Annotated in this window: 7 protein-coding genes; 3 read left to right on the plus strand and 4 right to left on the minus strand. The window is 53.5% G+C overall.

Annotation, left to right across the window (positions count from 1 at the left end; all coding sequences use genetic code 11):
- Nucleotides 1–111 precede the first annotated feature (111 nt).
- Both Q8O77_RS19295 and pgmB read left to right on the plus strand, forming a co-directional pair.
- Complete coding sequence (locus Q8O77_RS19295) at nt 112–2,448, plus strand: glycoside hydrolase family 65 protein (RefSeq protein WP_305557138.1); 2,337 nt, start codon at nt 112–114, stop codon at nt 2,446–2,448.
- On the plus strand, nt 2,445–3,092 hold the full coding sequence (gene pgmB / locus Q8O77_RS19300) for a beta-phosphoglucomutase (protein WP_305557140.1): 648 nt from the start codon (nt 2,445–2,447) through the stop codon (nt 3,090–3,092). Before Q8O77_RS19295 ends, pgmB begins: the two co-directional genes overlap by 4 nt.
- Before the next feature lie 152 nt (nt 3,093–3,244).
- On the opposite strand, the gene Q8O77_RS19305 is transcribed toward pgmB, so the two are convergent.
- The gene (locus Q8O77_RS19305) at nt 3,245–4,252 is read right to left on the minus strand and encodes a LacI family DNA-binding transcriptional regulator (RefSeq protein ID WP_305557143.1); all 1,008 of its coding nucleotides are present in this window, start codon (nt 4,250–4,252) and stop codon (nt 3,245–3,247) included.
- Between the two features lie 294 nt (nt 4,253–4,546).
- On the opposite strand from Q8O77_RS19305, the gene Q8O77_RS19310 reads away from it, so the two are divergent.
- A complete protein-coding gene (locus Q8O77_RS19310; RefSeq protein WP_305557146.1) occupies nt 4,547–6,796 on the plus strand; it encodes a TonB-dependent receptor in 2,250 nt (749 codons plus the stop codon).
- Between the two features lie 64 nt (nt 6,797–6,860).
- On the opposite strand, the gene Q8O77_RS19315 is transcribed toward Q8O77_RS19310, so the two are convergent.
- From Q8O77_RS19315 to Q8O77_RS19325, 3 genes are all read right to left on the minus strand, one after another.
- Complete coding sequence (locus Q8O77_RS19315) at nt 6,861–9,335, minus strand: ABC transporter permease (protein ID WP_305557150.1); 2,475 nt, start codon at nt 9,333–9,335, stop codon at nt 6,861–6,863.
- Between the two features lies 1 nt (nt 9,336).
- The gene (locus tag Q8O77_RS19320; RefSeq protein ID WP_305557153.1) at nt 9,337–11,817 is read right to left on the minus strand and encodes an ABC transporter permease; all 2,481 of its coding nucleotides are present in this window, start codon (nt 11,815–11,817) and stop codon (nt 9,337–9,339) included.
- A gap of 127 nt (nt 11,818–11,944) precedes the next feature.
- Entirely contained in the window at nt 11,945–12,679 is a 735-nt protein-coding gene (locus Q8O77_RS19325; protein ID WP_305557156.1) for an ABC transporter ATP-binding protein, read from the minus strand.
- Nucleotides 12,680–12,692 lie beyond the last annotated feature (13 nt).

The following is a 12,692-nucleotide window of genomic DNA, read 5'->3' on the forward strand; positions in this document are numbered from 1 at the left end:
GCCAGTCTGTTTGCTGACATTTTGCACTATACAACGGTTTTATTGCATATTGCAATCGATTGCAAAAGCTGTATATTAAGCCTATTTACTGCAATTAGTCAGGTACGCTTTATGTCGCTACATCCCCATGCTGCCGTGCGGCCGCTTACCACTGAACCCCGGGCTTTAACCGACAACCACTACCAGCCGCAGCATTTACTGCTGCAAGAGACTCTGCTTAGTCTGGCCAATGGCTATATCGGCACACGCGGCACGCTGGAAGAAGGCGCCCCGGCTGGTGTTGCCAGCTGCGAAGGCACCTATTTAAACGGCGTGTACAGCAGTGAGCCCATTCATTACGGCGAATCCGCCTATGGCTTTGCCAAACATAACCACAAAATGCTGCAGGTAGCCAATGGCAAAGTGCTTAAGCTTAGTGTCGACGGCGAAAGCTTTAGTGCTGACAAAGCCGGCAGCCATAGCCGCACGCTGGAATTACAACAGGGTGTCCTGAGCCGACACAGTGAGTGGCAAAGCCAAAGCGGTAAGCAGTTACGTATCGCCAGCCGGCGTTTTGTCTCCCAGGCCAACCCGCATTTAATGGCGCTTGAGCTGAGTATTACCGCACTGAATTTTTCCGGCCAGATTACGCTGACCAGCGGCCTGGATGCCGCTTATCCGGGCTTCTATAAAAAAGACGACCCACGGGTGGGTGCCATGTCGATAGCCGACAGCTTAACCTTGCTTAGCCAGCAATTTAGCGGCGAACACAGCCTGATGCTGCACCGTGCTAAAGGCGCTGATTTTATTGTCGCGGCAGCAACAAGCCATCTGCTGCCGGTCAATGCCACTTTGCTGGCACAGGACGACAGCCTTCCCAATAAACTAACCCAGCAATTTGCTCTGCAACTGGCACAGGGCGAAACCCAAACGCTGCATAAACTGGTGATTTACTGTCACAGCACAGGCACTGACGACAGCGACAGCTTGGCACAACAGGCGCTGCAATTACTTAGTAACGCGCAGCAACAAGGTTTTGCTGGCCTGCTGGGCGCACATCAGCAGTGGTGGCAGCAATTCTGGCAGCAAGCGGATGTCAGCATAGAGGGCGATGTCGCACTGCAGCAGGCTATTCGTTTTAACCTGTTTAGCCTGGCACAATCAGCCGGCCGTAACGGCCAGAGCAATATTGGCGCCAAAGGGCTAACCGGGCCTGGCTATGATGGCCATTATTTCTGGGACACTGAAATTTACGTGGTACCGGTAATGAGCCTGACCCAACCCGCTATAGCGCGCCAGTTATTAACCCAGCGCTACAGCCAGCTTGATGCGGCGCGTCAGCGCGCAAAGCAGATGTCGCATAGCCGCGGCGCCTTGTATCCGTGGCGCACTATTGGCGGCGAAGAATGTTCGGCGTATTTCCCGGCCGGCACTGCGCAGTACCATATTAATGCTGCTATTGCCTATGCTATCCGCAGCTACTATCTGGCCACCGATGACTGGGCCTTTATGCAGCAGATGGGCGCTGAAATGCTGATTGAAACCGCGCGGCTGTGGCTGCAGTTGGGGTTCTTTTCCGAACGTAGCGGTAAGTTTGAAATTCATATGGTCACCGGGCCGGACGAATACTCGGCGCTGGTAAATAATAACTTTTACACCAATGCTATGGTGCAGCTGCAGCTGCGCTTTACGCTGCAAATAGTGCAAAAGCTGCAGGCAGAGCAGAGCCCGCTGTTGCAGCAGTTGACGGTAACCGACGAAGAAATACAGCAGTGGCAGCACGCCGCCGACAGCATGTATCTGGCGTTTGACGAACAACTGCAGGTGCACCCGCAGGATGATAATTTCTTAAGCCGCCAGCCGTGGGATTTTGCCAACACCCCGGCCGACAAATATCCGTTATTGCTGCACTATCATCCGCTGGTGATTTATCGCCACCAGGTGCTGAAACAGGCCGACGTGGTGCTGGCGCTATTGCTGCTGGACGATGCCATACCGCAGGCGCAAAAACAGCGTGATCTAGCCTATTACGAACCGCTGACCACCCATGATTCCAGTTTATCCAGCTGTATTCACAGCATTGTCTTTGCCGAAACCGGCGACACCGCCCGGGCGCATGAGTTTTTTGGTGACAGCGCACGGATGGATTTAGACAACCACCATGCCAATACCGAATTTGGTGTACATATCGCCTGTATGGCCGGCAGCTGGATGTCGTTGGTAATGGGTTTTGCCGGTGTGCGCTCACGCCCCGATGGCCTGCACTTTAAGCCGCAGTTACCGGCGCAGTTACCGCGCTTAAGTTTCCGTTTAAGTTACCGCGGCCGTGTACTGCAATTTAGCGCCGATCATCAGCAAGCCGGTTATCAGCTGCTTAGTGGTGAGCCATTAACGTTGTTTCATTGCGGCCAGGCCATTAGCCTGAATAGCGGCCAAACTGTTAGCAAAGCGATTGGAGTAGCAGTATGAACTGCCATGCAGTAATTTTTGATCTGGATGGCGTACTTACCGACACCGCCATTTACCATTTTCATGCCTGGAAAGCGCTGGCCGATAAGCTGGGTATTGCCTTTACTGAGCACGACAACGAGCAGCTAAAGGGCGTTGACCGTTTAGGTTCACTGCGCTGGATTTTGCAACAAGGCGGCTTAACGCTAAGCGAGGCCGAAGAGGCGCGGCTGATGCAGCAAAAAAATGCGCATTATCTTGCGCTTATCGACCATATGACAGCCGCCGACCTTTACCCCGGCGTGCAGCCGTTGTTTGCTGCACTGCGCCAAAGCGGTATTAAAATTGGCCTGGCGTCAGCCAGTAAAAATGCGGCCTTTGTGGTTCAGCGTTTAGGTATAGCGGCGCAGTTTGATTATATTGCCGATGCCAACCAGGTGGTAAACAGCAAACCCGACCCGGAAGTGTTTTTACTCGCCGCCAAAGGGCTGGGGGTGACGCCAGAGGGCTGTATTGGTGTCGAAGATGCGCTGGCCGGTATTGAAGCGATTAACCGCGCCGGTATGAAAGCGATAGGTATTGGTGATGCAAAGGTGCTAAGCGGGGCTATCAGAGTGTATCCAAATGTGAAGGCGATAAAGCTTGAAGAGATGCTCGGTGTCTAAAAGCCCGAGTGGCGGTTAGCATTGCTGACGGGGCGACACAGAGTGTCTGAGCCCTGCCGTAGGCATAAGGGCGAGTTGCTGTGGCGAGCCCGACGGCAATGGTAACGCAAGCCACGGCGAAGTTTAACCTAACCAGACGGCTTTACGTGCAACTACTCTTTTCGCAAGCTGGACTGGCGCTCAATTAACTTTACCGGCAGCAGCTGCGACGCAGCTTTACCGCCATTAATCCGGCTCAGCAACTGCGCTACCAGCAATTTACCGCCGGCGTGGGTGTCCTGCTTTACTGTGGTCAGCGACGGTGTGCAGTAGGCCGACATGGCAATATCGTCAAAACCTACCAGCGCTACCTGCTGCGGCACCTTAATATTGTGCTCCAGCAGCGCTTTCATAGCGCCCATGGCAATGGCATCACTGGCGGCGAAAATACCGTCCAGGCTGCCAAGTTCGCTAAACAGTGCCTGCTGCGTCTGTAAATAACCGGCCTGAGCGGTAAAATCAGTGTTTAGTTGCAATGCAGGTTCGGGTTTAATACCAGCCGCTTGCAGTGCATCCTGATAGCCCAGATAGCGCATTTCAATTTCGCTGTGGCGAATATCACCTAAAAAAGCGATACGCTTGCAACCTTGTGCAACTAAATGCGCCACCGCCAACTGTGCGCCCTGGCGGTTATCGCTGCCAATCACCGGAAAATGCTCTGTGCCGCTGGCTGCGCCCCACACCACAAAGGGTACGCTGGCGGCGCTGAGTTGCTCTACCCGCTCATCATGCTCGCCCTGTCCGATAACAATCAGGCCGTCGGCGCGTTTTGAATCAAAGTAGTAGCTGCGCCAGTCTTTGTCGGTGGTTTTACTGCTGCTCAGCAACATATCGTAACCCTGCCGGGTCAGCTCGTCGGCAATAACACCAAGAATATCCAACAGAAAAGGGTCGGTAATCGCCTGCTGGGTTTTGGCATCAAACAAAATAATTACGGCTATGGTATGGCTTTTCTGGGTGCGCAGGCTGCGCGCAGTGGCATTGACTTTAAACTGATGCTCAGCAGCAATTTGCTGCACTTTTTGCCGCGTTTGCGCGTTAATTACCGGGTTGTCGCGTAGTGCCCGCGATGCCGTCGACTCCGACACCCCGGCCAGCCGGGCTATATCAGATAAGGTCATAGTTTTTGCCGGTTTAATCGCCACAGTACCTACTTAGTTTCGCCGTAATTTGCTGTCAAGTAACCAATAATGCCCTATCAGGCAGCGCCCCGCAACGCCGCCGGCAGGCAGAGTACAGATCTGCGGCATTTTCGGCCTAAAATACTTTTGCAATCGTATGCAAAAACATCAATTACACTATTGCAATCGATTGCAATATCACCTATGGTTAAATCCGCACGGCACTGGATCAAACCAGAAGTGATTAAAAAAACAGCCGCTGTAATCATCGACAGGATAGCAGGAGAACAAAAAATGGTAGCCAAACTTAATAAAATCAGCGCCGCTCTGGCGCTGGTTTGCAGCATGCCCCTTATCGCACAGACCAATACCGACGCCACCGCCCCGGCAGAGAGCCAGGGTGAGATAGAACAAATTGTTGTTACCGGTAAAGCCAGCGGTATGTCTGGTTTTAAAGTCGACACCAGTTACGCCATTACCAATGTGTCGGCAGAAAATATCGGCCGGCTGGCACCAAAAAGCACCGCTGAATTATTTACCGTAGTACCGGGCGTGTGGGCAGAAAGCTCAGGCGGTGTGGCTGGCGCCAATGTGTTTGTACGCGGCTTTCCCAGCACCGGTGATGCGCCGTTTTTAACTATTCAGCTCAACGGCGCGCCTATTTTTCCGCCGCCAACCTTATCCTTTTTAGAAAACTCGTCTATTTTCCGCCTCGATGAAACCGTGCACTTTATGGAAGCGCTGCGTGGCGGTTCAACGCCGGTGTTATCCAACGGCCAGCCGGGTTTAACCACTAATTTCCTGTTAAAAGAAGGCAGTGAAGTCACCGAAGGTCTGGTGAAATTTTCTACCTCCAGCTACGGCCTGCGCCGGGTTGACGGTGTGGTTAGCGGTGAAATTGCCGATCGCTTATACGTTATGGCCGGTGGCTATATCAGCAGCTCTGAAGGCCCGCGCGAAACCGGCTTTAATTCAGAAAAAGGCCATCAGTTTACCGTTAACGTCACCAAAGAGCTGGATAACGGCACTATCAATGTTTACACCCGCCAGACCGACGATCACGGCGTATGGCATTTGCCGGTAGCACTGAATGTGCCCGGGGTGGATAACGACTACAGCCAGATTGGCCCGAATAACCGCCTCGGTAAAATTGCCTATGGCCCGGATGGCGAAGAACAAAGCTATGACTTTGGCGACGGCCGCGGCTGGAACGGCGGCATTACCGGCGGTACCGTCGATTTAGATTTAACCGACAGCTGGCGTTTAATGTACCGCTTTAGCCATATTGCAGGCGAAGCCAATACCTTTGGCCTGGTACCGGAAGGCGGCGCTACCACGCTGGGTAACGTAGAGGGCATTAATGGCCCGGTAACCGGCGTTACCAGCGGCGACACTTACGCTGACGATACCGTGGTACAACAAATTGGCCGCTGGGTAGTAATGAAAGATATTGAAGCCTTTACCAATGATATTGCCTTTAGCAAAACCACCGACAATGCCGTATTTACCCTGGGTTACTACGCCACCAACTTCTCGGTACAGGATTGGTGGTCTATCGGTAACCAATCCTGGTTTGTGGTAGAAAAAGGCGGCGAAGCGCTCAGCGGTATCGACTGTAACGACAGCCTGGAAAGCTGCAGCTGGAACTATGATATCGACGCCACCGGCGACGGCGACACCAGTGCCTTTTATGGCGCGGTAGAGTATCAGCTGAACGAACAATGGCGGGTAGATGTAGGCCTGCGCCGCGAAAGCCACAAAATTACCTATGTGGTAGATGAAGGCTTAACCGGCGATATCAGCAAAGCCGTAGATTACGATGAAAGCAAAACCGCTTGGACCGCCGGGGTAAACTGGATGTGGCAGCGTAATATGGGCGTGTTTGCCCGTATTAATAAAGGCAATAAAATGCCGTTTTTTGATGACTTCCGTGACAACTACGGCGGCTTTGAAAGTGGCGATAAGCTGATTAAAGAAGTCACCCAGTATGAGTTCGGTTATAAATGGGCTGAGCAAAACTACAGTATCTACTTAACGTCTTTCTATAACGAAGTCGATGGCGAACAGTTTGTAACTCGCCCCGGCGTACCGGCAGAAATTCTGACCACCGAAGCCATGGGTATCGAGTTTGACGCCAACTACCGCGCCGCCAACGGTTTCGCGGTAAACCTGAACGCCACCGTGCAGGACACTGAAATTGCTTCAACGGGAAACCAGGTTATGCGTCAACCAGACTGGATGCTGCGGGTAACCCCCAGCTACGGCTTTGATGTCGCGGATATGTACGCTACGGTGTACGGCACCCTGGCATCGGTAGGCGATCGCTTTGGCGACAACGGTAATACCGTAACACTGGAAGGCTATAGCAAAATCGATTTAGGCGTGCAGCTGGATATTACCCAGCAGTTAAAAGCGCAGTTATCGGTAGCTAACCTGACCGATAAAGACGGCATTACCGAAGGCGATCCACGCAGCGCCGGCAGCCCGAACGGCCGCTATATCATGCCGCGCAGTATCGATTTTAGTATCAGCTATACGTTCTGATTTTCTCCCCCGGGTTCCACCACGTGTTGCCCCCGCCTTGTGCGGGGGCTTTTTTATCAGCGCTTTACTGGCCGCGTAACGCCTGTACCACCGGCTGGCTAAGCAAAGGCCGCATGCAGCCAAGCACTATCGCAACCGTCAGCAGCAGCACGGTTAGTAACGCCAGTAGTGCATGCAGTGGCGCTATCTGTAACTGCTGCGCAAAGCTAAACGACCAACCAAAACGCAAACTCAGCTGTAAAGCGCTATAACTCACGGCCAGCAACAGCACCGCCCATAACAAGGGTTTTAAGCTGTCCAGTAAGGTCAGCTGCAGTAAATGCTGCGGCCGCGCACCGAGTGATTGCCGTACCGCCAGTTCATATTGGCGCAGCTGAATTTGTGTACGGATCACCGCGAAAATACCAAGGCCCGCCAGAGCCAATGCCAGCAATGACAAGGCGGCAGTCACCACAGTTGCCACTTTGGCATCTTTGGTATGTAAAGCTAAAATGTCGCTGGTTTGATTAAAGCGGAACACTTTCAGCTGCGGATGCACTTGCACCAGTGCCTGATTAACCTGCTCACGGCTGAGGCTTTGGCCATCTGGCAGTCGCAGTAGCAAATGCGGAAAGGCCGAAGGCAGTTGTGGCGTGTAAACCGCAGCCGCATCGGTTTGACCGGGCAGCGTCAGATCACTGACGATGCCGATAATGCGGCGTGACGTGGTAGCTCCGCGCAGGTAAAGCGGCTTGTCGAGCAGGCCAGTGCTGCTATCCAAACCTAAATCAGCCGCCAGCCGGCGTGCCAGACTGACACTTATCAGCACCACGTTGTCCTGGTTCAGCACCTGTTGCGGGCTGAACAGCTCGCCGGTTTGCAACTGCAGCCCCAGCGCAGTCAGATATTCAGTATCACCGCTGTAACGACTTGCCGTAACAGAGCTGCTTGCATCCGCGTGCCAACTGACCGAGGACATCGGAAACCCGGCCTGCCAATAAGACAGTGGCGGGTAAGCGCCCAGTCCGGTCAGGTTGGCATTGCTTTGTTGCTTCACCGCCTCAGCGGCCTGCGCAAACAATTGCCGGCTCTCTGCCGGGTCTAAGTTATTCAGCAATGAGCCTTGCGTTAGCGCTACCTGATAGGTGTGTAAATCCAGCCCGGATGGCTGGCGCAATTTGGCCAGCGCCTGCATAAAAATCTGGCTGCAATAAATCAGTGTGACCAGGCAAAACAGCGTTTGCGACATTAACAGCAGTTGCCGGGTGCGGCCGGACACCTGCACTACCGTGCCTTTGCCACTTTGCTGCAGGCTTTGTTGCAACTGGCGGTAATTCAGCTGTCGGGTTAACCAGAGCGCCAGCGTCAGGCATAGTATGCTCAGCAGGCCTATGGCAAATAACACGCTGAAGGCGCCACTGCCCAATTCCTGCAAGCGCGGTATAGGACCGGCGTAGCCGGCTTGTAAACTTTGATAGCACGCCTCTGCCACACTCAGGCACAGTAGCAAAGCAGGAATAGCCAGCACGGAAAACTCGCTCAGATATTGACGAAACAGGTGGGATGTACGCGCACCCAGCGCAATGCGGATGGTCAGCGATCTTTGCTGCGCCATGGCGCGGCCGAGCACCAGATTGGCAATATTGGCAATGGCAATAGCGCACAGCAGCAAGCTGCCGGCCAGTAAACTCAGGCTCAGGCCGGCGGCATCGCCCAGAATGCGGCTGCGCACCGGCTCCAGACGCCAACGCACTGAGCTGTCTTGCAAGAACGCATTGTTCAGGTTGGCCGAGGTAAATTCCGGCGTAGCCCATTGCTCAAAGTTATGCGCTAACTGCTGCGGACTGCTATCCGGTTTCAGCTTTAACAGCAGATGGATCTGAGTGCTTGCAAGACTCCAGCTCGGTGTGCCCATATCATGAAAATCATAACTGAGCCAGACATCAGTCGACCAGCCAGGTGCTGCCAGTACTGGCTCGACAAAATCGCGCGCCAACACGCCGACGATGGCAAAAGACACACCGCGAAATTGCAGCGTTTTGCCAAGCACATCGGTAGCACCGGCAAAATGCTGTTGCCACACTACATAACTGAGGATGGCGACTGGGATCTGGCTGTCCAGGCCTTCATTTGGCTGCAAATTCCGGCCCAGCGCCAGCGGCGCGCCAAACATCGGCAAAAACTCCGGCGTCACCAAACCGACATTAAAAGAAGGGTTGCCCGGCAAGAGTTGTTCGACATCAATACTGATATTGTGCAGCGCTTTGGTTTCTACCTCAGGCCAGTGTTGCCGGTAAATATCCAGTTGCGGCTGTGTTGGCAACCATTCTGGCGACACCAGTTTGTCTTGCTGCCACATGCTGCCGCGCACCAAGTGCAGCCGGTCGGCATCCGGATACGGCAGCGGCGCGACAAATAACTGATAATTCAGATTAAAAGTGGCCACCAGCGCGCCCAGAGTCAGGCCGAGGGTTAAAATGATCGTCAGCGCATACAACTGCTGCTGGCGCAGCAGCAGTGACGCAGTTTGGAACCAGGAATGTAGCGAAGGGCGCAGCATATTATCGTCCTTGTAATGCATAGATGGCGGGCTTGCGGATAATGCCCCATACCGATAATAACGACGTCAGTACTGTTAACAGCACAATCAGCAATAGTGGCAAGGCAAAGCCGCCGGCGGACAGTTCAACTATCAAGGTGGTTTGTTGCAGGCCCAGCCAGAGTGCAGCCAGCAGTATGGCGGCGAGTACTAAACCTGCCAGCACCGGTTTGAGGTTTTCACCCAACAACTGCTGCAAAATGGTCACCGGCCGTGCGCCTATCGCCATCCGTACACCCAGTTCAAAGCGGCGCAGTTGCACGCTGTAACTCAGGACGCCATAGATACCGATGGCGGCCAGCAGGAAGCTCAGCACTACTAATGACGTGGTAACGGCAGCGGCCAGATAGTTGCTTAACAGCACCCGGTTAACGTTATCTTCGATGCTATGCATATTGGCGGCACGATAATGCGGTGATACCTGTGCCATCGCCTGGTTAATGGCTGTTTTGTCTATCTGCATACCGGGTTTTAGCTGCAACTGCAGGTTGGCAGTTGTGCCTATGTTGCGGGTTAAATAACTGCGACCGGTTTCCTCTGCCGACCAAACGTCTGGCAAATGGTGATTAGCGCTGACACCGATAATTTCAAACGTCAGGCTGCCGTCTGTCGAATACAGCATTTCGCCCAGCACATTACCGTCTGGTTTAAGTTGTTGCGCCAACACCTGATTAATGATGATTACCTGTGCCTGAGCCGCCACTTCCTGTGCCGTGAAATTACGGCCCTGCAGTAACTTAATGTCGAACAGTGGCAGATAAAACTGGTCGGTGAACACGGCACGGCTGAACAGTTGCTGGTTGGGACTGTCCGGCGATGGGATAAAGCTGGCAGAGCCATAGTAGCCATCAAAAGAAATCGGTGGGTAATTGCTGACTGAAACCGCCTGCACTGCCGGATGTTGTTGCAATATATCCCGCACCTGCATCAACTCGTCCTTTTGCTGACGGTATAGCGCGCGGCGCTGCTCCGGCGGCAAACTTTCGTCCGGCGTTGCGGTAATATTATCAATGGTAATTTGATAGCGATCGACACTGGAAAAACCCACTTGCTGGCGTAGCTGCTGCAGCGACTGCAATAACACCTGGGCACTGCAGATCAGCAGCATAGCCGCCAGCATCACCTGAGCGCCAATTAATACCTGACGGGTGCGGCTGCTAATTTGCACGCCACTGCCTTTGCCGCTGCTTTGCAGGTTTTGCTGCAGCGCGCGGTAGTTAATTTGCCGGCTGATAAGCGCAGCAAAGCCCAGCGCCAGCAGCAGGCTGACAGCTACGGCAAAGGTTAATATCGGCCAGTCAAAACCCAGCTCTGCCAGTCTTGGCAGCATGGCACCGGCGTACAGTTGCAGTAAATGGTAAGCACCTTCGGCAACGATAAAAGCCAGCAGCAAAGCGCTGCTCATTAACCAGCTAAGCTCAGCCAGCACTTGCCCCAGTAAATGATGACGCTGAGCCCCCAGCGCGGCCTGAATACTCATACTGCGTTGCTGGCGGGCGGCGCGGGACAATAATAAGTTGGTGATATTGGCGGCGGCAATCAGCAATAGCAGCAGGCTGCCCGCCAGCATCCATAAGGTACGGCTACGGCTGTCGCCTTCCAGCACCAGACGCAGCGGGTCGGCATTAAACACCAGGCTGCGGCCGGCCTGGCTGGGTAACGCAGCAATATCGTCCTGATACTGGCTGGCAACTTGCGGCCGTAACTCCTGCTCAAAGACCTGACGTTGGCTGGCGTCTTTTAGTTTTGCCAGGTATAAGTGCGCACCGCTAATGTCACCGGGGCCAAAGCTACTGCCAATGCTAAAGTCCCAGGGTAGCCAGATATCATTGTTGCGGGCTGGTCCGGTCAAACCGGGCTCGATAAATTCGGCGCCGGCGATGCCCACCACTTTAAACTGCTGGTTGCCAATATGTACACTGCGGCCTACCAGCTCCGGGTCAGCGTTATAATGCTCACGCCAGATTTTTTCACTTAGTACCGCTACAGGTTGCTGGCTACCGAGATCTTCTTCAGCACTAAAAGCCCGGCCATGCAATAATGGCATTTGGTACATCCGCATATAACCGGGTGTGGTGTAAGCAATTTGCACTTGTGGGCTATGCGGCAAATCCCGCAGCGTCATACCAATATAGGAAAAGCTATACAAGGCCTGGTCGCTTAGCTGCTCAGAGGGCTGCTGGTAATACTGGCGGAAAATACTGACCGGCAGCATACGTGCATACATCACTGTACCGTCTTTATCCAGCCAGGCGGTACTGCCTACCACTAACTGCTCTTCATCAGCATAGGGCAGCGGTGCCGCTAAAATCTGGTAATTCAGGTTAAACATGGCCACCAGGCTGCCCAGTGTCAGGCCCAGCGTCAGGATCACCGTCAACGCATAACCTTTGGCTTTGCTCAGTGCATACAAAGCTGTCGATAAATCTTTGATTGTAAACATTTAACTATCCTTATGCTGAACCGGCGCCGCTATTGTCCCACAGCGACACCAGTGCAGTAAGCACGAACAGACACAGCGGTTGTAGCACCACAACGCCCAGCCAAAACCAGCCACTAAGCGGCAGCATTTATTGGCCTGCGGCCTGACGCAAAGCAGCTTCTTGCCGGACGGGCGTGCCGTCGGCATCCAAAATGCGACCATCGAGTAAGTGCAGTTTGCGGCTTGCCATATCAGCATAACGCGGGTCGTGCGTTACCATACACAAGGTAGTGCCGTTGCTGTTTAGCTCGCTTAGCATATCCATTACCGCATCACCGTTTTTAGAATCGAGGTTACCGGTAGGCTCATCAACCAACAACAGCGCCGGGTTGCCAACCAGGGCGCGGGCGATAGCAATACGTTGTTGCTGGCCACCGGATAACTGGTTTGGCCGGTGGCCGGCACGATGGCTCATATCCACGGTTTTTAAACACGCCATTACCCGGTCGTTAATCTCCGCTTTAGCCATACTCTGGCGGCGGTAACGCAGTGGCAGGGCGATGTTGTCAAATACCGTCAGCTCGTCAATCAGGTTAAATGACTGAAAGATAAAACCTATTTTCTCATTGCGGATAAAGGCGGCTTCACTGAGACTTAAACCGCTGACTTCCTGGCCTTCAATCTGGTAACTACCCGCGGTGGGCATATCCAGCAAGCCCAACAACGACAACAAAGTAGATTTGCCGCAGCCGGACGGGCCGCAAATAGATACGAAATCACCGGCAAAGATGTCCAGATCAATGCCGCGCAAGGCATGGGTTTCCATTTCATCGGTGGCAAATACCTTGGTAATACCCCGCATACTGATTTTTTGTTGCTGCATTATGCTTCCTTAA

The sequence above is a fragment of the Rheinheimera sp. genome, assembly GCF_030690345.1.
Taxonomy (GTDB): Bacteria; Pseudomonadota; Gammaproteobacteria; order Enterobacterales; family Alteromonadaceae; genus Alishewanella.

Coding starts and splice junctions, on each gene's coding strand:
- Q8O77_RS19295 (WP_305557138.1), top strand. CDS start 112: ATGTCGCTACATCCCCATGCTGCCGTGCGGCCGCTTACCACTGAACCC.
- pgmB (WP_305557140.1), top strand. CDS start 2,445: ATGAACTGCCATGCAGTAATTTTTGATCTGGATGGCGTACTTACCGAC.
- Q8O77_RS19305 (WP_305557143.1), bottom strand. CDS start 4,252: ATGACCTTATCTGATATAGCCCGGCTGGCCGGGGTGTCGGAGTCGACG.
- Q8O77_RS19310 (WP_305557146.1), top strand. CDS start 4,547: ATGGTAGCCAAACTTAATAAAATCAGCGCCGCTCTGGCGCTGGTTTGC.
- Q8O77_RS19315 (WP_305557150.1), bottom strand. CDS start 9,335: ATGCTGCGCCCTTCGCTACATTCCTGGTTCCAAACTGCGTCACTGCTG.
- Q8O77_RS19320 (WP_305557153.1), bottom strand. CDS start 11,817: ATGTTTACAATCAAAGATTTATCGACAGCTTTGTATGCACTGAGCAAA.
- Q8O77_RS19325 (WP_305557156.1), bottom strand. CDS start 12,679: ATGCAGCAACAAAAAATCAGTATGCGGGGTATTACCAAGGTATTTGCC.